Source organism: Stenotrophomonas sp. TWI587 (assembly GCF_039674145.1).
GTDB lineage: Bacteria > Pseudomonadota > Gammaproteobacteria > Xanthomonadales > Xanthomonadaceae > Stenotrophomonas > Stenotrophomonas maltophilia_AY.
Genome location: NZ_JBDJMW010000004.1, coordinates 16940 through 40931, shown reverse-complemented (window position 1 = coordinate 40931; position 23992 = coordinate 16940). Strand labels below are relative to the sequence as shown.

The 23992-nt window shown below is 67.4% G+C and carries 19 protein-coding genes; 9 read left to right on the top strand and 10 right to left on the bottom strand.

All coding sequences use genetic code 11. The features are described from left to right. Positions 1–16: 16 nt before the first annotated feature. From ABE464_RS07765 to ABE464_RS07750, 4 genes are read right to left on the bottom strand one after another with little or no spacing between them, the layout of a single operon-like run. Positions 17–772 carry a glucose 1-dehydrogenase gene (locus tag ABE464_RS07765; protein WP_019185567.1) on the bottom strand — a complete coding sequence of 252 codons (756 nt, stop codon included), beginning with the start codon at positions 770–772 and terminating at the stop codon, positions 17–19. A 43-nt stretch (positions 773–815) separates the two neighbouring features. Beyond that, complete coding sequence (locus ABE464_RS07760; protein WP_121044130.1) at positions 816–2108, bottom strand: MFS transporter; 1293 nt, start codon at positions 2106–2108, stop codon at positions 816–818. Next, positions 2105–4345, bottom strand: a complete 2241-nt coding sequence (locus tag ABE464_RS07755) for an oligoalginate lyase (RefSeq protein WP_346471471.1) — start codon at positions 4343–4345, stop codon at positions 2105–2107. The genes ABE464_RS07760 and ABE464_RS07755 overlap by 4 nt, the downstream gene beginning before the upstream one ends. Continuing rightward, positions 4342–6567, bottom strand: coding sequence for a polysaccharide lyase 6 family protein (locus tag ABE464_RS07750; RefSeq protein ID WP_346471470.1), 2226 nt, complete (start codon positions 6565–6567; stop codon positions 4342–4344). Before ABE464_RS07750 ends, ABE464_RS07755 begins: the two co-directional genes overlap by 4 nt. A gap of 281 nt (positions 6568–6848) precedes the next feature. On the opposite strand from ABE464_RS07750, the gene ABE464_RS07745 reads away from it, so the two are divergent. Next, positions 6849–9740: a TonB-dependent receptor gene (locus tag ABE464_RS07745; protein ID WP_346471469.1), complete on the top strand. Its 2892-nt coding sequence runs from the start codon at positions 6849–6851 to the stop codon at positions 9738–9740. Positions 9741–9829: 89 nt separating this feature from the next. Further along, positions 9830–10573 carry a FadR/GntR family transcriptional regulator gene (locus ABE464_RS07740; protein WP_088432357.1) on the top strand — a complete coding sequence of 248 codons (744 nt, stop codon included), beginning with the start codon at positions 9830–9832 and terminating at the stop codon, positions 10571–10573. A gap of 21 nt (positions 10574–10594) precedes the next feature. Here the strand turns inward: ABE464_RS07740 and ABE464_RS07735 are convergent, their stop codons facing one another. Continuing rightward, positions 10595–10984, bottom strand: coding sequence for a DUF6165 family protein (locus ABE464_RS07735; protein WP_259260470.1), 390 nt, complete (start codon positions 10982–10984; stop codon positions 10595–10597). Positions 10985–11159: 175 nt separating this feature from the next. On the opposite strand from ABE464_RS07735, the gene ABE464_RS07730 reads away from it, so the two are divergent. Continuing rightward, entirely contained in the window at positions 11160–11858 is a 699-nt protein-coding gene (locus tag ABE464_RS07730) for a TorF family putative porin (protein ID WP_346471468.1), read from the top strand. 139 nt (positions 11859–11997) lie between these two features. Here ABE464_RS07730 and ABE464_RS07725 read toward each other — a convergent pair whose 3' ends face one another. Further along, positions 11998–13179 (bottom strand): MFS transporter, encoded by a 1182-nt coding sequence (locus tag ABE464_RS07725; protein WP_346471467.1) that lies wholly within the window; start codon positions 13177–13179, stop codon positions 11998–12000. Positions 13180–13278: 99 nt separating this feature from the next. On the opposite strand from ABE464_RS07725, the gene ABE464_RS07720 reads away from it, so the two are divergent. Continuing rightward, a complete protein-coding gene (locus ABE464_RS07720; protein WP_346471466.1) occupies positions 13279–14214 on the top strand; it encodes a LysR family transcriptional regulator in 936 nt (311 codons plus the stop codon). Here ABE464_RS07720 and ABE464_RS07715 read toward each other — a convergent pair. Further along, entirely contained in the window at positions 14180–14650 is a 471-nt protein-coding gene (locus ABE464_RS07715) for a DUF1456 family protein (protein WP_088432353.1), read from the bottom strand. The genes ABE464_RS07720 and ABE464_RS07715 overlap by 35 nt on opposite strands. A 157-nt stretch (positions 14651–14807) precedes the next feature. On the opposite strand from ABE464_RS07715, the gene ABE464_RS07710 reads away from it, so the two are divergent. Beyond that, positions 14808–15293, top strand: a complete 486-nt coding sequence (locus tag ABE464_RS07710) for a hypothetical protein (protein ID WP_346471465.1) — start codon at positions 14808–14810, stop codon at positions 15291–15293. A 97-nt stretch (positions 15294–15390) separates the two neighbouring features. Beyond that, entirely contained in the window at positions 15391–16140 is a 750-nt protein-coding gene (locus ABE464_RS07705) for an SDR family NAD(P)-dependent oxidoreductase (protein ID WP_019185578.1), read from the top strand. Between the two features lie 201 nt (positions 16141–16341). Here the strand turns inward: ABE464_RS07705 and ABE464_RS07700 are convergent, their stop codons facing one another. From ABE464_RS07700 to radC, 3 genes are all read right to left on the bottom strand, one after another. Further along, on the bottom strand, positions 16342–17211 hold the full coding sequence (locus ABE464_RS07700; RefSeq protein ID WP_313208810.1) for an SPOR domain-containing protein: 870 nt from the start codon (positions 17209–17211) through the stop codon (positions 16342–16344). A gap of 18 nt (positions 17212–17229) precedes the next feature. Next, entirely contained in the window at positions 17230–18918 is a 1689-nt protein-coding gene (gene argS / locus ABE464_RS07695) for an arginine--tRNA ligase (protein WP_346471464.1), read from the bottom strand. A gap of 101 nt (positions 18919–19019) precedes the next feature. Continuing rightward, positions 19020–19709 carry a DNA repair protein RadC gene (gene radC / locus ABE464_RS07690; RefSeq protein WP_346471463.1) on the bottom strand — a complete coding sequence of 230 codons (690 nt, stop codon included), beginning with the start codon at positions 19707–19709 and terminating at the stop codon, positions 19020–19022. A gap of 194 nt (positions 19710–19903) precedes the next feature. On the opposite strand from radC, the gene coaBC reads away from it, so the two are divergent. The 3 genes from coaBC to ABE464_RS07675 are packed head-to-tail and all read left to right on the top strand — an operon-like array spanning position 19904 to position 23988. Then, positions 19904–21163: a bifunctional phosphopantothenoylcysteine decarboxylase/phosphopantothenate--cysteine ligase CoaBC gene (coaBC, locus tag ABE464_RS07685; protein ID WP_346471462.1), complete on the top strand. Its 1260-nt coding sequence runs from the start codon at positions 19904–19906 to the stop codon at positions 21161–21163. Continuing rightward, entirely contained in the window at positions 21160–21633 is a 474-nt protein-coding gene (gene dut, locus ABE464_RS07680; RefSeq protein WP_046272982.1) for a dUTP diphosphatase, read from the top strand. Before coaBC ends, dut begins: the two co-directional genes overlap by 4 nt. 12 nt (positions 21634–21645) lie before the next feature. Beyond that, complete coding sequence (locus tag ABE464_RS07675) at positions 21646–23988, top strand: phosphomannomutase/phosphoglucomutase (protein WP_346471461.1); 2343 nt, start codon at positions 21646–21648, stop codon at positions 23986–23988. Positions 23989–23992 lie beyond the last annotated feature (4 nt).

Sequence of the window (23992 nt, the reverse complement as noted above, 5' to 3'; positions counted from 1 at the left end):
GCGGTCAGCGGGTCAATCAGGAGAAGTAGGTGCCGCCATTGACGTCGACGTTGGCACCGGTGATGAAACCAGCTGCATCCGAGGCCAGGTACACCGCGGTATCGGCGGCTTCCTGCGGTCGGCCCTGGCGGCGCAGCGGTGTATTGCCGGCCACCGCGGTGCGCACTTCCGGCTTGGTGAATTCATCATGGAAGCGGGTGGCGATCATGCCGCAGCACAGCGCATTGACGCGGATGCCGCGCGGGCCCAGTTCCTTGGCCATGGCGCGGGTGAAGGTCATCACTGCAGCCTTGGCCGTGGCGTAGATCGCCGCGCCCGGTCCACCGCCATCGCGCCCGGCCTGCGAGGCGAAGTTCACGATCGCGCCGCCTTCGGGCATGTGCGGCACCACCGCATGCGTGGTCAGGTAGACCGAGCTCATGTTGAGGTCCATCACCTTGTGGAAGAACGCCTCGTCGATCTCGGCCAGCGGACGGCGCTGGACCATGCCACCGGCGACGTTCACCAGCACATCGATCTGCGGGCCGAACGCGGCCTGCGTTGCAGCGACCATCGCGGCCACGGCCTTGGCATCGGTGACATCGGCGCGATGCACGATCGCGGTGCCGCCGGCGGCTTCGACCTGCTTGAGGGTCTCCTGCGCGCTGGCCTCGTCGTTGGCGTAGTTGATGCAGACCTTGGCACCGGCCGCGGCCAGCTTGAGCGAGATCTCGCGGCCGATGTCACGGCCGCCACCGGTGACGATCGCCACCTTGTCCTTGAATTGGGTCATGAAACACTCCTGTGATGCGTTAGGGGAAAGGGAAGAAGAGGGCTCAACGGCGCTCGACCGGGCCGTGGAGTTTTTCCACGCGACCGGTGACCAGCCACAGCGCCAGCAGGGAGGCCGGCACCAGGGCGGCCACCAGGATGAAAATGGGTGCGTAGGATTCGTGGGTCATCGCCGGCACCAGCCACGTGGTGATCAGCGTGCCGGCCACCGCGGCCATGCCGCCCAGGCCGGCGACCGAGCCGACCGATTTGCCGCTGAAGATGTCGCCGGGCAGGGTCTGGATGTTGCCGATGGCGATCTGGAAGCCGAACAGCACGAAGGCGATGGTCACCACGGCCCAGACCGGATCGGTGGCCAGCACCGCGCCCAGCAGCGCCGGGGCCATGATCGCGCCGCCCAGGGTGATCACCACCTTGCGGGCCTTGTCCACGCTCCAGCCCGCGCCGATCAGGCGCCCGGACAACCAGCCGCCGCCGAGGCTGCCGATCATCGCGCCGACATACGGCACCCAGGCGAAGATGCCGATCTGCTTGATGTCGAAGCCGAAGGTGTCGGCCAGGTAGAGCGGCAGCCAGGACACGAACAGCCACCAGATCGGGTCCAGGAAGAACCGCGAGATCAGGATGCCCCAGGTCTGCCGATGGCCCAGCAGCTGGCGCATGCTGGGCACGTACTCGGGGACCGGCACGGCCGGTTGTTCGGTGGGCGCATCCAGGATCAACGCGCGCTCGGCGGCGCTCACCCACGGGTGCTTGTCCGGGCCGGCGCGGTAGATGATCAGCCACGGCAGCAGCCAGATGAAGCCGATCGCACCGATCAGGATGAAGGTGCCGCGCCAGCCCAGCCACAGGAACAGCACGGCGATCAACGGTGCTGACACGATCGCCCCGATCGACGCGCCCGCATTGAACACGCCCTGCGCCAGCGCCCGCTCACGCGCCGGGAACCACTCGGCATTGGCCTTGACCGCGCCCGGCCACGCGCCGGCTTCGCTGATGCCGAGCATGGCGCGCACGATGCTGAAGGACAGGATGGAATGGGTGACCGAGTGCAGCGCGATCGAGATCGACCACACCGCGATCGACAGCGCAAAGCCCAGCCGCGTGCCGATGATGTCGAACAGGCGGCCGAACACGAACTGGCCGGCGGCATAGAACAGCATGAAGACCGTGACCAGCAGCGCGTAGTCTTCCTTGGTCGCGCCGACGTCCTTGGAAATCTGCGGCCACATCACGGCCAGGGCGTTGCGGTCGATGTAGTTGATCACCGTGGCAATGGCGATCAGTGCCACGATCAGCCAACGGACATAGGTGCGGGCCTGGGTGGTGACCTTCATTTGCCGTCCTTGCCGGTGCGGGTGCCGGTATCGAAGCGCTTCCAGCCACCGTCCCAGCGCCAGCTGTGGCCGCCGCCGCTCACTTCATGCGATCCGCCCTTGGCCGGGTCATCGGCGATGCCCACGGCGAGCTGCTTGCCGCCGGCCAGGTCGAGCACCAGCACGTCTGCATCCTTGCCGCGGTAGTGGGTGAGGCGGTCGATGCGGCTGTTGGCGCCCCGCACGGTTTCGGCGGTGCCGTCGTACTGGCCGTGCGGTTCGAGCACGCCGTAGAACGTGGTGGCAGCCTGCCCATCCACCCGCTGCAGCAGCATCGGCTCACGGCGCAGGTTGAACGAGGGATCATTCGCGCCGCTCTCGCCGATCAACGCACGTGAGGGCGCGGTGCTGGCGAAACGGTAGGTATAGAAGCGGCCGTCCAGCAGCCAGGTCAGGCTGCGTGCGTCACGGGTCGGCTCGCTCGCCGCATCGATCCAGACGTGCTGGTAACCGTTGGCCTTGCCCAGCACCGGACGTGCGGCGAGCGCGGACTGGCTCTTGAAGCCCACGTCCATGATGTGACCGTTGAAGTGCAGCGGCAGGTCATAGCGCGCGGCCTTGCTGCCGGTGACGCGCAGCAGATCCAGTACCACCGGCTCGCCCAGCGAGGGGTGCGAGAGCAGCGCCTGGGTACGGGTGAAGCTGACCCCGTCGTAGGCACCCTCCATCCGTGCCGAAGCGATCTGGGTATCGTCACTGACCGCGAACAGCAGCGGCGTCGGTGCCAGTGGCTGGCCCTTCTTCCAGTCGCCGCCGAAGTGGCTCTGTTCGTTCACCACCAGCGTGTTGTGCGCGATGGTCTGCCGGGCCCAGCTGCTGTTCTCCGGCAGGTAGATGCCACCGGCCTTCGCCTCGATGTTGAGGAAGCGCGCCGCGCCGTAATCGGTGACCACGCGCTGGCCGTTGTCGTAGAACAACCAGTTGAGCTTGTCGAAGTGGCCGTGGCCCATGCCCTGCTTGGTGTTCTTCATCACCAGCGCCTGGCCGTTCTCGCCCCCCATGCGCAGGATCGCCAGTGCGCCTTCGGTGCCGTCCGGGCCATCGCGCAGCAGGGTCGGTACGAAGGCAAACGGCTTGGCCTTGTTCTCCGCCAGCGCCTGGGCCACCTGCAGGCCCTCGGGCGAGAGCAGCACGCGCTTCTGTGTTTTGGCGACCGACAGCAGGCGTGCATCACCGGTCTGCGCGTAGGCGATATCGATGCCGGCCACCAGTTCCTCGGTGTCCAGGCCCTTGTCGAGAATGGCGTCGTTGATCGGGAAGAAGTAGCCGCCGTAGCTGCTCTGCACCAGCGCATCGACCGCCTTGAGCAGCACGCCGTCGCGGCGCTTGAAGATGCCGCGTTGCGGTTCGTTGCGCTCGATGGCGTTGGCGAACAGGATGAACGGGGCCAGTGCATAGCGCTGGTAGTACGGGCCTTCTTCGTAATACCCGTCCGGCGAGAACAGCTGATCAACCTGTTTCAGGAAGCCGGCACTGCCATCGCGCTTGCTGCCCTGCAACGCCTTGTCGACGTAGTTGGTGTCGCGCAGCACGTAGCCGGTCATGCCCACCGCAGCGACCGCCCAGGTGGCGTGGTTGTGGATCTTGTCGAAGTTCTCCGGCGTGTCGGACAGGAAGTCGGCCATCGCGCGGAACACGTTGTCGTCGATCGTCTTGCGGTCGGCGTCACTGAGCGTGTCGCGGATCGCGTCGTAGCCCTGCGCCGCGCTGACCAGCCACACCGAATCGTTGAGGGTCTGCCAGAACAGCCGGCCGGGAATCTGGCCGCGGCCCTGCGGGTGCGCGCCCAGGCCCGGGTAGAGCTTGGCGTAGCCCAGCAGCAGGTCGCGGGCGAAGGTGGCATAGGCCTTGTCGCCGGTCAGCCGATACAGCGCGCCGGCGGCCTGGATGGCCTGGTAATTGCGCTTGTGCTGTTCGTGCGTGTAACCGCCGCCCTTGTCCTTGGGCACCGGCACGTCGATGCCGGCCTTCATCATCGCGCGCACGCGCTGTTCGGCACGCTGCTGTTCCTTGGCGAACAGTGGCGAGCGCGCACCCTCGGCACGCATCTGCGTCCACTGCGCGGCGGTGACCAGCACCGGTGCGGTGGCGGACGCCGCGGGCGCCTGCCGGGCGGCGGGTGCGGCCTGCGCAGCGGGCAACGCGGCCCCGCCAAGCGTGGCGGCGAGCAGCAGCATCAGGGGCGGGGCGTGATTCATGGCAGGGCCTCAACAGGGGTATCGGACAGCAACGGCGCGGTGGCCGTCAGCGGGTTGTCGCCCATGCGCAGGGTTGGTTCCCCGACGCGATGGCTGAAACGGATGCGGCCGCTGCGGTCGAAGCGGTTGTCGCGGATGCTGGCGAACTGCACGCCATGCAGGCGCAGGCTGGTGTCATCGGCCACCCCTGCCTGCTCGAACTGGTTGCCGTGCACCTGCAGCGCCGGACCGAAGGTGCTTTCGTCGGTGCCGCCGCGATACAGGTTCACCACCGGCCCGCCGATGCGGCGGAACGTGGAGTCCAGCAGATCCACCTGCTCGGCGTTGTAGGTGCCCAGGTCATCGGTCTCGGCGGCCGCGGCGATCACACTGCCGGTGATGTCCTCCACCGTGACGTGGGTCAGTGCGATCCGCGCGGCCAGGCTGCCCTTGCCGGTGGCGATCACATCGAAGGCCTTGTTGGCGGTCAGCCCGTGTACGCGGCTGTCCTCGATGCGCAGCGTGTAGTTGAAGGCCTGGCTGCCCGGCGGCACGCGGATCACCGCATTGCCGGCGGCATCCGGGGCGAGCGCGCCGTCGATATCCAGCCGCGCCAGGCGCAACGAACCCCTCGCGCCGATCTCGAACAGGCTGGGCCGCGAGAACTGCACGTTGGCCTGGCCACGGGCGGGGCCGACCACGCTTAGCGGATGGTCCACCGCCAGCACCTGGCTCACGCTGTAGCGGCCACGCTGCAGCTGCAGGCGGTCGCCTGGCGCACTGGCGGCCACGGCGGCGGTGAGGGTGTCCTCGCCCGGTGCGACCGTGCGCACCGCGCCGCTGTCCAGTGCGGTGGCCGGCAGGGTCTTGGGATACCAGTCCACGCCGACCTGGTCGCGTGGGATCGGGGTCAGGTCGCGCGGGGCGCCGGCATCGATGGCGGCGGTGGGGTAGAGCAGGCCGTTGGCCGCGCGCTGCAGGGTCAGGGTCTGGCCGCTGACACCGCCAGGAAAGCCGGCAGACGCGGCAGGGCTCTGCACATTGCCCGCGAAGCTGATGCCGGAGAGATCGCCCTGCGTGCGCAGCAGCTCGCGGTGTCCATCGCCGATGAACAGGTTGCCGGCGATGCGGCTGTTCACTGGCATCGCGTTGCGCTCCTCATCCAGCCCCGCGCCCAGCAACAGCGTGCCGACCTGGATGAAGCTGTTGCGTTCGATCACCGCGTGATCGATCTGCTCGTAGCGGTTCAACGGCGCGTTGTGGGTACCGGCCATCACGCTCAAGGCCGCGGCGAAGTTGTCGCCGGCAATGCCTTCGAAGTAGTTGTCGCGCACCGTCTGGTTGCGGTTGATCACGCGCACGCCGCCGGTATGCGCCTTGCCATGGCCGAGGAACACATTGCGTTCGACCCGGTTGCCATGGCCGTGACGCAGCACCAGTGAGCCGCGCGAGTCCTGGAAGACGTTGCCGCGGTACGTGTTGCCGCCGGACTTGTTGGAGACGATCTCCACCTCGCCATCGCACTGCTCGAACCAGTTGTTCTCCACCACGGTGCGCGAATCGGACTGCGAATCGTGGCTGGTGCCGATGCGCATCGTCTCGCCGCCGTTGGAACCGAGGTTGGGGCGCGGGCCGAACCAGTTGTGGTCGATGCGGTGCTGGTTGTCCAGGCCGCTGGTGGCGTTGCGCACCACCACCAGGGTGGTGCCCGCATTGGTCTTGCCGACCAGCTGGTTGTGGTCGAAGCGGTTGTGCTGGCCGTACAGCGCCACCCAGTGATCGGACTGCTGGCGATCCGGCTTGTTGTAGCGGTCGATCACGATCCCGGTCACCCGGCTGTGGTTGGCCCACTCACTGGCTGACCGCCGGAACGACACCACTTCGCCACCCGGCGCCCAACCATCGCGGAAGACGAGGTTGGAGACCTCCAGGTGCTCACCGGCCAGACGCAGCTGGGACTGGCCGCTGAGAATCACCTTGCCGGGGGTCTGTGCCGTCAACTTAATTGGTTGACCAATTTTGCCGGATCCCCGGAAAAGCAGGTCCACGTCGCGCCAGACGCCGTCCGCCAGGATCACCGTATCGCCGGGGGCGAGGGCGCGTACGGCGGTGGCATAGGCATCAGCGTCGTGCACCAGATAATCGGCCGCCACGGCAGGGAATGCCGCCAGGGACAGGCTCAACAGCAAGGCCTTGGCCATGGGACGCCGCGCCAACGGCGCATGCGAGTGTTGCAAAGTCACGGGCTTACCCTCCCAGATGAACCGTGGCGACTGACGCGAGCCACGATCCTAACAGGTTGCCGTGCGCGAACGTCAACCACAATCGCATACCACTTTAGGTGCATGTGGTATGTGGTTTGCGCATTTTTCTGCTGCGTCCGCACATTAATTCCATGCAAAGTGGTCTGGATGGTGGTGCGGGGTAGACTTTAGTACCAATTCATTGACATTGGTTCATCAGTCGTGAATCTTCCGGATCGAATCCGTGTAATCGGACGATCCATCCTGGGAGGGAGATCACGATGTTGCATGACCGCCGTACGGCCTCACCACGAGGCCTCCGCCGCACCGCGCTGCACAGCGCGCTGTTCTATGCCCTGTGTGCCACCGCGGCCCTGCCGCTGGCCCACGCACAGGACGCCGATGCACCGGCCTCGCCGCCGGGGCAAGCCACCACGCTGGATCAGGTCCAGGTGACCGGCATCCGCGGCACCATCCAGACCTCGATCGACAAGAAGCGCGAGGAGACCGTGGTCTCCGATGTGCTGGCCGCCGACGACATCGGTGATCTGCCGGCGCTGTCGATCGGTGAAGCGATCGAAACGATCACTGGTGCCTCCACCCACCGCGAAAAGGGCGGTGCGTCGGAAATCTCGATCCGTGGCCTGGGCCCGTTCCTCGGTTCGTCCACCTTCAATGGCCGCGAGGCCACCAACGGCAGTGGCGACCGCTCGGTGAACTTCAACCAGTTCCCGTCCGAGCTGATCAACACTGTGGCGATCTACAAGACCCAGCGCGCCGACTTCGTCGAAGGTGGCGTGGCGGGCACGATCAACATGGAGACGGTCAAACCACTGGAGTACGGCAAGCGCACGTTCCAGCTCGATGGCCGGGGCACCTGGCAGGACTACGATGACCGTCTGAAGGACAAGGACGGCGTCGGCTGGCGCGGTACCGCCAGCTACATCGACCAGTTCGACATGGGCAACGCCGGCAAGCTCGGTGTCTCCATCGGCGTGCAGGCGCTGGAAGGCAGCAACCCGGAAGAGATGTTCTCCAGCAGCTCCACCTGGGTGGCCTGCGATGGCCGTGAAGTGGTTGGCGCAACGCGCAACTGCACCCAGGTCAACGGCAACCAGGTCGCCAACGGCGTGCCGTATTACCTGGTGCCCAGCAGCCGCATCTACCGCCAGTTCATCGAGCACGACAAGCGCGATTCGCAGTTCGCCGCACTCCAGTGGCGGCCCAGCGATACGGTGGAAGTGAACCTGGATTACCAGCACTCCAAGCGCGATTACACCGAAGACCGCTCGGATCTGTCGCTGTCCTCGATGATGCGCAACCTCAACAACCGCGTTGTCACCGACGATGGCGCGCTGCTGCACCACACCGGCAGCACCACGGTCGATTCCACCGGCAATTTCCTGGAGCGCCAGGAGGAATACACCGGCGGCGGGCTCAACGTGATCTTCCGGCCGAGCCCGGCGTGGACGCTGTCCACCGATCTGTCCTACTCCAACACCGAGCGCGATCAGATCGAACGCAGCACCCGCCTGCGTGCCGGCCGCACCGACGTCAACGGCAGGCCGGTCGGCGGCATCAAGAACACCCGCTACGTCGATTACACCTATGACTACAGCGGTGATGTGCCGAGCATTTACCTGGATCCGGCGTTCGATGTGAACAACCCGGACAACTTCACCGATTCGGCGCTGGTGCGTCGACGTCAGCAGCACCGCGAGCACACCATCCGTGCCGGCCGCTTCGATGCCACGTTCACCCCGGAAAGCGGCTTCTTCACCGCGATCAAGGGGGGCCTGCGCCGCTCCGAGGCGACCTACACCGATTACACCGACACCGTGGATGTCACCACCACCAATGTCGCCGCGATCCGCGCTGCCAACCTGGCCTGCCGCCAGGCGTTCCCGCAGGACGATTTCCTGGCCAACGCCAGTGGCAACACCATCGACCAGTGGGCCAGCTTCGACAGCCGCTGCCTGTTCAAGGCCTTCACCGGCGTGGACGATACCGGGCTGAGCGCGGACCTGCGCAACCCGGCCAACAACGATGTCACCGAGAAAACCAGCGCGCTGTACCTGATGGGCGATTACAGCGCCGAATGGTTCGGCCTGCCGGTGACCGGCAACATCGGCGTGCGGGGTGTGCGCACCGAGGTGCGCTCGGTCGGGCTGCGCAGCGGCCTGGATGTGATCAACAATCCCGACGGCACCGTGACCCTGCAGCCGACCGGCGATTTCACCTCGCAGGTGCTCAAGTCCAGCAATACCGAATGGCTGCCCAGCTTCAACGCGGCCTTCGAACTGCGCCCGGACCTGCTGCTGCGCGTGGGCGCGTATCGGGCGATGTCGCGTCCGGACCTGGCCGCTGAAGGCTTTGGCCGCACCTTCAACCTGGGCGAGGTGGATACCGAGTTCAACAGCGTGGGCGATGCGCTGCGCAGCATCACCGCCACCGGCAACCCGCGCGCCAAGCCGTTGATGTCGTGGAACGGCGACCTCTCGCTGGAGTGGTATGCCAACGAAGACACCATGTTGTCCGGTGCGCTGTACTACAAGCAGTTCAACGGCGGCTCGATGCCGGTGATCGTCAACGAATCGTTCGATATCGACGGCCAGAGCGTGACCGTGCCGGTGGAGCAGTTGGCCACCAGCGACCAGAAGAGCGATCTGTTCGGCGTGGAGTTCACCGCCTCGCACAGTTTCTCCTACCTGCCGGGGATCTTCTCCGGGCTGGGCGTGAAGGCCAGCTACAACTACGCCGATTCCAACTTCAAGACCGAAGACCTGCGCCTGGGCGAGTCCACCGACCCCTCGACCGGCGTGGTGACCCCGGGTATCGTCGAGCCGGCCAATATCTTCGGGTTGTCCAAGCATGTGGCGTCGGCACAGGTGTACTGGGGCCTGGGCAAGCTCGATCTGCAGGCGATCTACAAGTACCGCTCCGACTATTACCAGCAGTTTGTCGGCGACCCGTCGCAGAACCGCTATGTGCGGGACAATGGCTCGCTGGACTTCCGCGCCACCTACAAAGTGAACAAGCACTTGTCGTTGTCGCTGTCGGCCAGCAACCTCACCGATGAGCCGCGGGTGTCGGATATGCCCATCCTCGGCAGCTTCCGCGAGTACACCACGTACGGGCGGCGGTATTATCTGGGGGTGCGCTACCGCTTCTGAGGTCAGTGGCGCGGTTTTTCCGACCGCGCCGCTCTCTGAAGGCGCGGTCGCGTGTCGGTCCCCAGCCACCTGTCAGCAGGCCTTTGATGATGTCCGAACCCCGTCTGTACCAGTCCATTGCTGCCGAAATCGTCGCGCTGATCGAGAAGGGCGAATTCCCGCCGGGCTCGCGCCTGCCGGGCGAGCGCGACCTGGCCGAACGCCTGGGCGTGAGCCGGGTGACGGTGCGCGAGGCGGAAATCGCGCTGGAAGCGCAGGGCCTGATCACCATCAAGACCGGCTCCGGCGTTTACGTGAAGGCCAAGCCGTCGCAGGCGCCGGGCGCACTGCCCGACGTCTCGGCGTTCGACCTGACCGCGGCACGTGCGGTGATCGAGGCCGAGGCCGCCGCGATGGCGGCCAGCCGCATCACCGATGCCGAACTGGAGGACCTGGCCGGCCTGATCGCGGCCATGGTCGACCCGAATTCGGGCGAGGCGGCGGCCAGCGAGGCGGATCGTCAGTTCCACCTGTCGATCGCGCGGATCGCCGGCAACCCGGTGGTGGAGCACTGCGTGCAGCTGATCTGGCGGATGCGCAACGAGCTGCCGCGGGTCAAGCAGGTCTACGCCAACGTCTGCCACAACGACGATGACACCCGCGACGAGGAACACACCCGGATTCTGGATGCACTGCGCCAACGCGACCCGGCAGCGGCGCGGTCGGCCATGCGCAACCACTTCCAGCGGCTGTTCGAATCGATGCTGGAAGCCACCGAGAATGAAGCGCTGGCCGAAATCCGCCGGCGTACCCAGCAGGACCGCGAACGCTTCATGGCCGCGACCGGGCACTGAGCCCGGCGCGTACCCGCGGGCTTACTCGCCCTGGTACTGCTTTTCTTCGACCAGCTGCGAGCCGGCGATGCGGTTGATCTCGTTCTTCACTTTGACCCGCTCGCCATTGGTGCCATAGACACCGCGCGCCAGCTGGATGAAGGCATCGTCGAACACCTGCGCGGCTTCCTTGTCGCGCAGCTGATCCTGGATCTCCCACATGCGCTCGTTGATTGCCTTGAGCTGCGTCTTCAACGCCTCCAGCCCCGGCTGGGCGCTTACCTGCTGCTGCCACAGCGGCCACAGGCCCTCGAGTTCCTTGCGGACGTTGGCGTTCTTGCCCGCATCGGCGATGCGTTCGGCCTTGATTTCCAGGATGGTGATCTTGTCGATCAGCTCGCCAATCGATACCGGGGTCAGGATCGCGTCCACGCCATTACTCGCAACAGGTCAGAGCGGCCATGATACCGCGCACCTCTGGGCACCACCCTGACGCAGGATTTACAGAAACGTTGCGCCGATCGCGCGGGTACGCCATGGCGGCGTTACGCCCCGCCTGACGACACTGTCGCTCTCGACGGCGCGGCCGTCATCTGGAGCAGGGCACGTGGTGGGTAAACCTTTGAAACAGCGCCTGCGCTGCGGCGCGGTGCTGGTGGGGCTGGTCGTGACGGGTGCGGCATCGGCCGCGGTGGAAGGCAATGCGACGCTGACCTCGGATTACGTCTGGCGCGGCAGCTCGCAGAGCGACGGCGATCCGGCCGCGCAGGCCGGCGTGAAGCTCAGTACGACCACCGGCTGGTATGCCTCGGCGTGGGGCTCGGGCGTCTCGTTCAAGACGGACAACGGCGCGCGCAGCGAATTCGATCTCATCGCCGGCTGGAACGGGGCGGTGACGCCGGACTGGAGCGTGGACGTCAATCTGACCCGTTACCTCTATCCCTCGACCACCGTCGATCTGGACTGGACCGAGCTCAACGGCACGGTGACCTGGCGGCAACGCGCCTGGCTGCAGGTCGGCGTCTCCGACAACGCGTTGGCCGGTGGCCACGGCGGCACCTATGCGCAGCTCGGCGCGCGTCTGCCGCTGGGCGAGCAGTGGCGTGTCGAGGGCGCGGTAGGCCACTACTGGCTGGACAGCGCGCAGGCCGATGACTACCTGCACGGCCAGCTCAGCGTGGTGTGGCGTGTGCACGGGCCTTGGGAGCTGCGGGTGACCGGACATGACACCGACGGTGCCGCGGAACGCCTGTTCCCGGGCAATGCGGGATCGCGCGTCGAGTTCGCCGTGCAGACCGCCTTCTGAGGCGCGTTCGGGTAGATCCACGCCATGCGTGGATGCGCTTGGTTCCGTCGCCATCGCACGCTGCGATCACACCGCGTTCCGCATCCACGCACGGCGTGGATCTACCGTTCCCTTGCCCACGTCCCGCAGTGGCGTGGTTTCAAAGCTTCCGCTTTGCCTGCGACACCGCCCAGATGCCCATCGCCACCAGCGCAACGCCGGCACCGGTGACGCACACGCCGATCCAGCCGAAACGATCAAACACCTGCGCCGAGACCAGTGAGCCGAGCGAGCCACCGATGAAATAGCCGGTCATGTAGCCGGCATTGAGCCGGTTGCGTGCCTCCGGGCGCAGCGCATACACCACGTTCTGGTTGCTCACATGCAGCAGCTGCGCGGCCAGATCGAGAACGATCACGCCCAGCACCAGTGCGATCAGCGAGTGCGTGGAGAAGCCCAGCGGCAGCCATGACGCGGCCAGCAGCACCAGCGCCACGGTCGTCGCCAACGCCGCCTTGCCACGGTCGGCCATGCGCCCGGCCACACCGGCGGCCAGCGTGCCGGCCGCACCCACCAGCCCAAACAGGCCGATCGTCGCGTCGCTGTAGCCATACGGTTCTGCCGCGAGGAGGAACGCCAGCGGTGTCCAGAAGATCGCGAACATCGCAAAGCTCAACGCGCCCAGTACGGTGCGCAGGCGAAACACCGGTTCCTGCGCGAACAGCGTGCCGATCGAGCGCAGCAGCTGCAGATAGCCCAGCCCGGCGGTCTGGTGGAAGCGCGGCAGATGCCGATACAACATGCCCGTGGTCAGCACCAGCGCCGCTGCTGCGATCCAGTACACGGTACGCCAGTCGCCCAGCGAGGACAGCGCCCCGGCCACGGTGCGCGCCAGCAGGATGCCGAGCAGCAGGCCGCTCATCACCGTACCGACGACCTGGCCGCGCTCTTGCGGCCGCGCCAGCGTCGCTGCGAACGGCACCAGTACTTGTGCCACCACCGAGAACAGCCCGGTCAGCGCGGTGCCCACCAGCAGCCAGACAAACTGATGGCTGAGCGCGCTCAGCACCAGCCCCGCCGCCGACAGCAGCGACATCACCACGATCAGCCGGCGCCGTTCGAACAGATCGCCCAGCGGCACCAGCAGGATCAGGCCCGCCGCATAGCTCAGTTGGGCCACGGTCACCACCGTACCGGCACGCGCGAAGGACACCCCGAACTGCCCGGCGATGGTATGCAGCAGCGGCTGCGCGTAATAGTTGCTGGCCACGGCGACACCGGTGGCGAAGGCCATCAGCAGGACCTGCCAGCGGCTGAGTGGCGAGGGCACGTCGTGGCTCATGACGGGCTCCAGGAGAGAAGGGGCCCCAGTGTCCGCCCGATCGGCAAATGAGGGAAATGAATAGTTATCATCCAATGCATCTGAAAATGAGATGGCACGATGAACCTCAAGCAGCTCGAGTTCGCGGTGGCGCTGGCCGAGGAAGGCAATTTCACCCGTGCCGCGCAGCGCTGCCACGTCGTGCAGTCGGCGCTGAGCCACCAGATCGCCCATCTCGAAGACGAACTGCAGGCCACGCTGTTCGAGCGCCTGCCGCGTCAGGTCAGAGTAACGCCGGCCGGTGAAGCACTTTTGACGCACGCACGCCAGGTGCTTGCCTCGCTGCGGCATCTGCGCGAGGACGTTGCTGCCGTCGGTGGCCAGGTGCGCGGCATCCTGCACATCGGCCAGATCACCTCGTTGACTGCCGTGGATCTGGTCGCTTGCCTTGCGGCCTTTCACCAGCGCTATCCGCAGGTCGAGTTCCGCCTGCGCATGGACAAGAGCGAAGTGCTGATGGCCGATGTGCGCGAGCGGCGGCTGGATGTGGCGCTGGTCGGGCTGTCGCCGGGTACCCTGATCGAGGGCGCCCAGCACCGATTGCTGGCCGAGGAGGCGATGGTGGCCGTGCTGCCCTCGGACCATCCCTTGGCGAGGCGTAAACGGCTCTCGCTGGCGACACTGGCCGAGCTGCCTCTGGTGGACTTCCCGCACGGGAGCGGTGCGCGCCGACAGACCGATGAAGCCTTCGCCGCCGCCGGACTGCCCCATCCGGTGCCGTTCGAGATCAATCACATGGCGCTGGTCGAGCGCTTCGTACAGCAGGGGTTGGCGGTGGGCATCGTGCCGCAGGCCATCGCGGCCGGCTTCAGCGATGTTGCCTGTGTGGCGATCCAGGGCGCACCGACGCGGCGCGTGCATGCGGTCTGGTCACACCTTCCCACGCCGGCGGCGCGGGCCTTCATTGAGGTACTGCTGCAGCACGTGGCCCCGGCACCGGAGCCACGCACCAAGGCCTCACTCAGGCGCCGCGCACGCGCAGGGTCAGGCCCTTGAGGAAATTGCGCAGCATCTGATCACCGCAGGCGCGGTAGTTCTTGTGGTCCGGCTGACGGAACAGTGCGGACAGTTCCGGCTTGGAGACCGAGAAACCCGCGGCGTCGAACACCTCGTGCATGTCCACATCCTTCAGCTGGAAGGCGACGCGCAGCTTCTTCAGCACCAGGTTGTTGGTGATGCGCTTTTCCACCGGGCGCACCGGCTGGCTCTCGTCGCGGCCACGGAAATGCACGATCAGGCCATCCAGGAAATGCGCCAGGGTGCGGTCGTCGCAGGGCACGAAGCCTTCTTCGTCTTCCTTGCGCAGCCAGCCGGCCACATCGGCCTTGTCGACCACGAAGGCCGGATCGGCCAGGGCACAGGTGTCGGCGATCATGCCGTCGCTGAGGTCGAGCATGTAGCGGATGCTGCGCAGTACATCGTTGTTGATCATGGGACGTCCAATACCGCCGGCGCGGCTGCGCGGCTGGCGGCCATTTTACCCCGTGGCGGGCGCGTGGCCGGCTGCGACCGGTGGTCGCTGTCATCTGGCTGCCATGAAAGTGAAGCACAGTGCCGCGATCAGGCATCGACAGGCAGTGGAGCAGGCAATGCGCAGGTGGCAGGTACTCGGGTGTGTGGGCATGTTGCTGGCGGGCCAGGCAGGGGCGCAGGTCCCGTATGTGGCGCTGGAGCAGCGGCTGGATCCGCAGGCGCTGGCCGAGGTCGGGCTGACGCCGGCCCAGCTGCAGACGCTGAACCGCCTGCTGCGCCAGGCCGAGGCCGATGCCCCGGCACCGGTCTCCATCGCGGCGCCACCCGCCGCAGGCCCGGGTGTGCCGACACCGGCGCCGATGTTCCCCGGGCTGGACGACGGCCCCATCACCGCCAAGGTCACCGGCCAGGTGGACGGCTGGGCCCCCGGCACCGTCTTCACCCTCGACAACGGCCAGCAATGGCAGGTGCTCAAGGGCGAGATGACGCTCAAGACCGCCCGCAGCAACCCCGAGATTGTCGTGGTGCCGGGCATTGCCGGCCGCTGGTTCCTGCAGGTGGATGAAGACCTGCCCAAGGCACGGGTGTTCCGCATCCGCTGACGCGACGGCTCGCAACACCGGGTAGCGGAGCAGCGCCGGGCCCTGCACCGGGCGGGCATCGGTGCGAAAATGGTCGGGATCTTCACGGAGTACCTCGATGACCCGTACCGCTCTGATTACCGGCGCCACCTCCGGCTTTGGCGCCGCCGCTGTCCACCGCTTCGCCCAGGCCGGCTGGCGTGTGATCGCCACCGGGCGCCGTGCCGAGCGCCTGCAGCCGCTGGTCGATGCCTACGGTCCCGAGCGCGTGCACGCAGCGGTGTTCGACGTGCGCGACAGCGTGGCGATGGAAGCGGCACTGGCCGCCCTGCCGGCCGGGTTCGCCGACATCGACCTGCTGGTGAACAACGCCGGCCTGGCCCAGGGCACCGCCCCGGCCCAGAGCGCCTCGCTGGAGGACTGGCGCACCATGATCGACACCAACGTCACCGCCCTGGTGACGCTGACCCACCGCCTGTTGCCGCAGCTGGTCGCGCGCAAGGGCGCGATCATCAACATCAGCTCGGTGGCTGGTGTGTACCCGTACCCGGGCGGCAACGCCTACGGCGGCACCAAGGCCTTCGTCAGCCAGTTCTCGCTCGGCCTGCGCTCGGACCTGCACGGCAGCGGCGTGCGCGTGACCACGATAGAGCCGGGCATGGCCGAAACCGAGTTCACCGTGGTCCGCACCCATGGCGACCAGGCCGCTTCGGACAAGCTCTACACCGGTGCCAACCCGATGACCGCCGATGACATCGCCGAGCAGATTTTCTGGGTCGCCTCGCTGCCGGCGCACCTGAACATCAATCGCCTCGAAGTGATGCCGGTCAGCCAGTCGTTCGCCGGCTTCCAGGTCGCGCGCGACTGAGCGCATCATCCGCTTGCCGCCAGCGAGGGGTGCTGTCCGAAACAACAACGCCGACCAAAGGGCCGGCATTCGGGGTGCATCTGGAGCAACAGCCCCCTTGGAGTGCAAGGGGGCGCGCCGGCAGGCGCGGGGATGTGGAGGTACCAGCAGGGGCCCGAGGTTTCGCGTAGCGCAACCTTGGGGTAGTCGCGCGGCGCGCGGCTACTGCGCCTTGATCGCCATCGCCTGCAGCCCGGTCCCATCCAGCTTCTGCTTGGCTTCGGCCAGCTCGCCCGCGCTGCCATACGGCCCCATGCGCACGCGATACACCGTCTTGCCGTTGATCTGCGCCGATTCCACGCGCGCGGCCAGGCCGATCATGGCCAGCTTGGCCTTGGTCGCTTCGGCATCGCCGGAGGCACCGAACGCGCCGGCCTGCAGGATGTAACGCACGTTGCCCGCGGCCGGCGCTGCGGCTGCAGCGGCGGCAGCCGGGGCGGTGGCGGCCGCTGCATCCGGCTTCGGCGCGGTGGCCACCGTGGCCGGAGCCGATGCCGCCGGTGCCGGGGTGGCGGCCGGACGTTCGTTCACCGGCGCTGGCAACGCAGCGGTACTGACCGGCGCAGGCGTGGTGGTCGCGGCGGTGCTGGTCGGCGCCGGTGCCGGCGGCAACGGACGGCCTTCCAGCGCCGCCTGCGCGCGCTGCGCATCGGCCTTGGCGCGGCGCTGATCTTCGGCGCGTGCGCTGGCGGCCAGCTCGGCATCGGACATTTCCACTTCCTTGCCGGGCAGCAGGGTGTAGAAGTCGTACTGCGTCGCCGCCGGCTTGGCCGGTTCGGCAGGCTTGGCGGCGCCGGGCTTGGGCAGCTCGGTGCCGACGTCCGTATCGGCGTCGCTCACCGGGGCCGGCTGGGCGTTCGGGTCCGGCTGCGGGCCGACCCGCAGGAAGCCATCACCGTCGTTCTTGAACAGGTTCGGTGCCGCCAGGAACACCACGGCCGCAATCGCCACACCCGCGACCAGCCACACCCATCCCGGGGTGCCCTGGTTGCTGTTGCGCCGTGCCTGGCTCTTGCCGCGTCGTGCTGCCATTTACTGCTTCTCCACTGCTTACATTTTTTCCGGGGCGGAAACGCCCAGGATGTTCAGACCATTGGCCAGGACCTGGCGCGCGGCGCAGGCCAGCGTCAGCTTGGCATTGCGTTCGCTTTCGTCGGCCACCAGTACCTGCGTGCCGTGATACCACGTGTGGAAGGCATGCGCCAATTCACGCAGGTACTGCGCGATCATGTGCGGTTCCAGCGCCAGGCCGGCCGCTTCAACGACTTCCGGGAAGCGCGACATTTCCACCATCAGCCACAGCGATGCCTCATCGCCGAGCGAGGACAGCCCGGTCAGACCTTCGGCCGGCGTGTAGCTCAGCTTCTTCTCCTGCGCCTGGCGCAGCAGGCTGCACACCCGCGCATGCGCGTACTGCACGTAGAACACCGGGTTGTCGTTGCTCTGCTGGCGGGCCAGATCGATATCGAAGGTCAGCTGCGAATCGGGCTTGCGCGCGATCAGGAACCAGCGGGTGGCATCGCGGCCGGCTTCTTCGATCAGGTCGCGCAGGGTCAGGTAGCTGCCGGCACGCTTGGAGAGCTTCACTTCTTCGCCGCCGCGCATCACCGTCACCATCTGGTGCAGCACGTATTCCGGCCAGCCCTTCGGGATGCCGACGTCCAGCGCCTGCAGGCCGGCACGCACGCGCGCCAGCGAACCGTGGTGGTCCGCGCCCAGCTCGGTGATCGCGCGCTCGTAGCCGCGCTGCCACTTGGAAAGGTGGTAGGCCACATCCGGCAGGAAGTAGGTGTAGGTGCCGTCGGACTTGCGCATCACGCGGTCCTTGTCGTCACCGAAGTCGGTCGAGCGCAGCCAGAGCGCGCCGCCTTCCTCATACGTATGGCCGGCCGCGTTGAGCTGGGCGACGGTCTCTTCGACCTTGCCGTCCTTGTACAGCGAGCTTTCCAGGAAGTAGATGTCGAAATCCACGCCGAACGCGGCCAGGTCCTGGTTCTGCTCGTTGCGCAGGTAAGCGACCGCGAAGCGACGGATCGCATCGAGGTTGTCCGGGTCGCGCTCGCCGACCACCGAGTGGCCTTCCAGCTCCACCGTGGCGCCGGCCAGGTAGGCCTTGGCCACATCCTCGATGTAATCGCCGCGATAACCGGCTTCCGGCCAGCCGGCGTCGTCGGGCTTGAGGCCCTTCGCACGCGCCTGGGTGGACAGTGCCAGGTTCTCGATCTGCACGCCGGCGTCGTTGTAGTAGAACTCGCGCTTGGCATTCCAGCCGTTCACTTCCAGCAGGCGCGCCAGGCAGTCACCGATCGCCGCCGCGCGGCCGTGGCCGACATGCAGCGGGCCGGTCGGGTTGGCCGACACGTATTCCACGCCCACGGTGCGGCCGTTGCCGCTCAGGTTGTGGCCGTAATCGGCGCCTTCCTTGAGCACGCTGGCCGCTTCGCGCTGGTAGGCGCTGGGGGCGAGGTGGAAATTGATGAAGCCCGGGCCGGCGATCTCGACGCGCAGCACATCATTGCTCTTGGGCAGCGCATCGAGCAGCGCCTGGGCCAGGGCGCGCGGGTTGCTGCGCGCCGGCTTGGCCAGCAGCATCGCGGCATTGGTGGCGAAATCGCCGTGCTCACGGGTCTTCGGGCGTTCGACCACGAATTCCGGGGTCAGGGTATCGGCCGGCAGAGTGCCGTTGGCGCGCAAGGCTTCGATGCCTTGGCTGATCAGGGCGCGGAGGAGATTTTTCACAAGGCCTGCTTTGGGACTGGAGCGGCGGAATCGGTAATTTTAGCCCAGAAGCCACCCCGATCCATTGAACCGGGGCCGAGCGGCGCGCTTCCCGAGCAGGATCAGGCGGTTTCCGCGCCCATCCAGCCGCGTGCGGCCATCGATACCGGTGCCCCGTCGCCGATCACGACATGGTCAAGCAGGCGGATATCCACCAAGGCCAAGGCCTGCTGCAGCAGCACGGTGATCCGGCGGTCCTCCAGCGAGGGCTCGGCACTGCCGGAAGGGTGGTTGTGGCTGACGATCACCGCGGCCGCGTTGTGCAGCAGGGCGCGGCGGACCACTTCGCGCGGGTAGACGGCCGCGGCATCCACCGTGCCGCTGAACAGTTCCTCGCAGGCCAGCGTGCGGTGCTGGTTGTCCAGGAAAAGCGCGGCAAAGACCTCGTTGGGCCGGGCCCGCAGCCGCTGCTTGAAATAGCGCCCGGCGGCGGCAGGGTCGCGCAGGCTCTCGCCCCGTGCCAGCTCGGCGGCCAGATGCCGATGGGCCAGTTCCAGCCCGGCCACCAGCTTGCAGCTTCGGGCCGGGCCCAGGCCCGGCAGGGCGGCCAGCGCCGTGGCTGGCAGGTCGAGCAGGTTGCGCAGGGGGCCGTGGGACTGCAGCAGATCGCGGGAGGTTTCGACCGCATCGCGGCCGCGCAGGCCGGAGCCGAGGAAGATCGCCAGCAGTTCGGCATCGGACAGCGCGCCGGCACCTTGGGCAAGCAGCTTTTCGCGGGGGCGCTCGGCACTGGGCCAGTCTCGAATCGACATGGCCTCAGTCTCCATCGGTGCCGAGCAGACCACCATCGGTGAACCGGGTGGCATCGTGTCGGTAAATGCAGGGCATCGTGCCCGGTTCGGCGATTGCTTATGACGAAAACCTGCCTCCTTATGCCGCTGGCGCATCAGGCGGCTTGCGGACCATCGGGTAAGCTAATCGCCTCGGTTCGACAGGAACACCCAAGGTGGCTGACTCCCCCCAGGCTTCTCCGGCGGCCGCGCGCCCGTTGGAAGGCCAGAAGCTGTTGTTGTGCGTTGGTGGCGGGATCGCTGCCTACAAGTCGCTGGAACTGGTGCGCCGCCTGCGCGATGCCGGGGCCCAGGTGCAGGTCGCGATGACCGCCGGGGCCCAGCAGTTCGTCACCCCGCTGAGCTTCCAGGCGCTGTCCGGTCAGTCGACCCGCACCACCCTGTGGGACAGCGCGGCCGAGCAGGCCATGGGCCACATCGAGCTGGCCCGCTGGGCCGACCGCATCGTGGTGGCGCCGGCCACGGCCGATCTGCTCGCGCGCCTGGCCAACGGCCACGCCGATGACCTGGTCACTACCCTGTGCCTGGCGACCACCGCGCCGCTGACCGTATGCCCGGCGATGAACCATCGCATGTGGCTGCACCCGGCCACCCAGGCCAACATCGACCTGCTGCGCGAGCGCGGCGCCCAGGTGATCGGGCCGGAAGACGGTCCGCTGGCCGAAGGCGAGTCCGGCCCGGGCCGGCTCACCGAACCGCACGCCATCGTGGCCGCGCTGGCCGGGCTGCACGCGCCCGTCCCCGCCGAGCCGCCGGCGAGTAGTGAACTGAAGGGTCTGCGCGTGCTGATCAGCGCCGGCCCCACCTATGAAGATATCGACCCGGTGCGCTACGTCGGCAACCGCAGCAGCGGCAAGATGGGCTATGCCCTGGCCGCCGCGGCCGCCCGCCTGGGCGCGCAGGTGGTGCTGGTCAGTGGCCCGGTCCAGCTGGCCACGCCCGCCGGGGTGCAGCGGATCGATGTGCGCTCGGCCGCACAGATGCGCGAAGCCGTGCTGGGGGCGTTGCCGGCCGACATCTATATCGGTGCGGCCGCCGTGTCCGATTACACCCCACGCCAGATCGCGCCGCAGAAACTCAAGAAGACCGCCGACACCCAGAGCCTGACCCTGGAGCTGGTGCGCACCCCGGACATCCTGGCCGAAGTGGCCACGCAGACCAACGCGCTCAAGCTGGTGGTCGGCTTTGCCGCCGAAACCCACGATGTGGAGAAGTACGCGCGCGGCAAGCTGGTGGACAAGCGCCTGGACCTGGTCATCGCCAATCAGGTGGGCATTGCCACCGGCGGTTTCGAAAGTGATGAAAACGCCGCCACGGCCTACTGGCAGGGCGGTGAACAGGTGTTCCCCGGCACCTCCAAGGCTGTGTTGGCCGAACAACTGTTGTCCCTGATTGCCCAGAGGTTGCACGCATGACCATCGATTCCTCCCTTCAGCCGTTGCAGGTCAAGCTGCTCGACCCGCGTTTCGGCGACGAATGGCCGCTGCCGGCCTACGCCACCGAACACAGCGCCGGCCTCGATCTGCGCGCGGCGCTGGAGACCGAGCTCACGCTGCAGCCCGGCGACACCGCGCTGATTCCCAGTGGTATCGCCATCCATATCGCCGATCCGAACCTGGCCGCCGTGGTGCTGCCGCGCTCCGGCCTGGGCCATCGCCACGGCATCGTGCTGGGCAACGGCACCGGCCTTATCGACGCCGATTACCAGGGCCCCCTGCTGATCAGCGCCTGGAACCGTGGCCGTGAGCCGTTCACCCTGCAGCCCGGCGATCGCATCGCCCAGCTCGTGGTGCTGCCGATTGCACGCGTGGCCCTTCAGGTAGTGGATACTTTCACCGACAGCGCCAGGGGAACGGGTGGATTCGGCCATACCGGGGTGCGCTGACAGGGGAGCGTCATGAGCAAGGCGAAGGCGGAAGGACGGCCGCGGTTCACGACAGGGCGCTCGGTGCCGCTGTTGGCCGTGCTGCTGGTGCTGTTGGCGGTCTGGTTCGGCTGGAGTGGCATACGCCAATGGCGTCAGGCTGCCGTGGGTGATGCGCTGGAGCAGTCGCGCGACCGGGTGGTCGACGGCCTGCAGACGGCCCTGACCGGCCAGCTGGGCAAGCTCGGCAAGGTCATCAAGACCGAGCGGGTGGCCAGCGCGCTGGCCAGCGGCAATGCGCAGGGCGCCGCGGTTGCGATCCGCGAAGGCTGGCCAGGCGTGGAAGACGTCCAGATCCTTACCGCCGATCTCGATGCGGCCTACGCCGATCCGAAAGCCTTCGGTTACTCGCGCCTGGCGCTGCTCGAAGCCGCCATCGCCGATGACAAGCCCGTCGCCCGCGTCGTGCGCGATGCCGGTGGGCAGCGCCTCGGCCTGGCTGCCGCGGTCGATCTGGGCCCGCAGGGTGCCGCCGTCGTCTACGTGCGCCAGCCGCTGCTGCGCCTGACCGGTGTGTTCGATCAGGTTGCCGTGCCGGGGGACGGTTACCTCGCGCTGCGCCAGGGCAACCACAATGTCGTCGAACAGGGCAGCCGCGCGCTGTCCGGTGGTGCTGAGGCGCTGGCGCGCCCGATCGGCCGCAGCGGACTGCGTCTGTCGGCGGCGGTGCCGGACATCGAGCCGGGTCCGCTGGGGCTGGGCGCGATCTCCAGCGCCATCGTGGCCGCGTTGCTGCTGCTCATTGCCGTGCTGCTGGTGCTGGGCAAGGGCAAGGTGCCGTTGCCGCGTCGCCGCGGTGCTGCCGACAGTGGTGCCGACGTCGGCCCGACCTTGAGTGAAAGTCTGGCCCAGGCACCGCTCGCGGTGGCCGCCGTCGAGACCCTCGAAGAGACCGCACCGCCGCCGCCGGCCCTGCCGGGCGAAACGGTCGCGCCAGAGATCTTCCGCGCCTACGACATCCGCGGCGTGGTCGGCCGCGAGCTGACCCCCAAGGTCGCCGCCCTGATCGGCCAGGCGATCGGCTCGGTGCTGCAGGTCCAGGGCCTGCGCGACATCGTGGTGGGCCGCGATGGCCGTCTTTCCGGCCCCGAGCTGACCGCCGGCCTGATCGAAGGCCTGCGCCGCGCCGGCTGCAACGTCACCGACATCGGGCTGGCGCCGACGCCGGTGGTCTACTTCGCCAGCTACCACCTGCGCGCCGGCAGCTGCGTGGCGGTCACCGGCAGCCACAACCCGCCGGACTACAACGGGTTCAAGATCGTGGTCGGCGGCGAAACGCTGTCCGGCGATGCGATCACCGAGCTGTACCACCGCATCCGCGATGGCCAACTGCACGTGGCGCCCGAGCCGGGCAGTTTCCAGACCCGCGAGGTCAATGCGGATTACATCCAGCGCATCGCCGATGACGTGCAGTTGGACCGCCCGCTCAAGGTGGTCGCCGATGCTGGCAATGGTGTGGCCGGCGAGCTCGCCCAGCCGCTGCTGGAAGCGATCGGTGCCGAGGTCATTCCGCTGTACTGCGATGTGGACGGCACTTTCCCGAACCACCATCCCGATCCCAGCGATCCGCACAATCTGGAAGACCTGATCCAGACCGTGAAGCGCTTCGACGCGGATATCGGCCTGGCCTTCGATGGCGATGGCGACCGTCTCGGGGTGGTCACCCGCGAAGGGAAGATCATCTACGCCGACCGCCTGCTGATGTTGTTCGCCGCCGATGTGCTGATGCGCAACCCGGGCGCGCTGGTGATCTACGACGTGAAGTGCAGCGGCAAGCTGTCCGATTACGTGCTGCGCAACGGCGGCAGTCCGCTGATGTGGAAGACCGGCCATTCGCTGATGAAGGCGAAGATGCGCGAGACCGACGCCGAACTGGCGGGCGAGATGAGCGGCCACTTCTTCTTCAAGGAGCGCTGGTTCGGTTTCGACGACGGTCTCTACGCCGCCGCGCGCCTGCTGGAAATCCTGGCGCAGCGCGAGGAGACCCCATCGGAGGTGCTCGACGAACTGCCCGACAGCGTCTCCACCCCGGAGCTGAAGGTACCGGTCGATGCGGGCACCCCGCACGCGCTGGTGTCGCTGTTCGTGTCCTCGGTCCAGGTGGAGGACTCGCCATTCGCCGGTGCGCGCCTGTCCACCATAGACGGCCTGCGTGCCGACTTCCCCGATGGCTGGGGCCTGGTGCGCGCGTCCAACACCACCCCGGTGCTGGTGCTGCGTTTCGAAGCCGATGACGAGGCGGCGCTGGAGCGCATCAAGGCGCTGTTCCGCGCGCAGCTGCAACCGCTGCTGCCGGGTGTGGATCTGGGCTTCTGATCTG

Excerpts from the sequence above, each read along its gene's own strand:
- ABE464_RS07745 (WP_346471469.1), top strand. The coding sequence starts at position 6,849 with ATGTTGCATGACCGCCGTACGGCCTCACCACGAGGCCTCCGCCGCACC.
- ABE464_RS07720 (WP_346471466.1), top strand. The coding sequence starts at position 13,279 with ATGAACCTCAAGCAGCTCGAGTTCGCGGTGGCGCTGGCCGAGGAAGGC.
- ABE464_RS07675 (WP_346471461.1), top strand. The coding sequence starts at position 21,646 with ATGAGCAAGGCGAAGGCGGAAGGACGGCCGCGGTTCACGACAGGGCGC.
- ABE464_RS07715 (WP_088432353.1), bottom strand. The coding sequence starts at position 14,650 with ATGATCAACAACGATGTACTGCGCAGCATCCGCTACATGCTCGACCTC.
- ABE464_RS07740 (WP_088432357.1), top strand. The coding sequence starts at position 9,830 with ATGTCCGAACCCCGTCTGTACCAGTCCATTGCTGCCGAAATCGTCGCG.
- radC (WP_346471463.1), bottom strand. The coding sequence starts at position 19,709 with ATGTCGATTCGAGACTGGCCCAGTGCCGAGCGCCCCCGCGAAAAGCTG.
- ABE464_RS07710 (WP_346471465.1), top strand. The coding sequence starts at position 14,808 with ATGCGCAGGTGGCAGGTACTCGGGTGTGTGGGCATGTTGCTGGCGGGC.
- ABE464_RS07725 (WP_346471467.1), bottom strand. The coding sequence starts at position 13,179 with ATGAGCCACGACGTGCCCTCGCCACTCAGCCGCTGGCAGGTCCTGCTG.
- ABE464_RS07755 (WP_346471471.1), bottom strand. The coding sequence starts at position 4,345 with ATGAATCACGCCCCGCCCCTGATGCTGCTGCTCGCCGCCACGCTTGGC.
- ABE464_RS07760 (WP_121044130.1), bottom strand. The coding sequence starts at position 2,108 with ATGAAGGTCACCACCCAGGCCCGCACCTATGTCCGTTGGCTGATCGTG.
- dut (WP_046272982.1), top strand. The coding sequence starts at position 21,160 with ATGACCATCGATTCCTCCCTTCAGCCGTTGCAGGTCAAGCTGCTCGAC.
- ABE464_RS07765 (WP_019185567.1), bottom strand. The coding sequence starts at position 772 with ATGACCCAATTCAAGGACAAGGTGGCGATCGTCACCGGTGGCGGCCGT.
- ABE464_RS07700 (WP_313208810.1), bottom strand. The coding sequence starts at position 17,211 with ATGGCAGCACGACGCGGCAAGAGCCAGGCACGGCGCAACAGCAACCAG.
- ABE464_RS07705 (WP_019185578.1), top strand. The coding sequence starts at position 15,391 with ATGACCCGTACCGCTCTGATTACCGGCGCCACCTCCGGCTTTGGCGCC.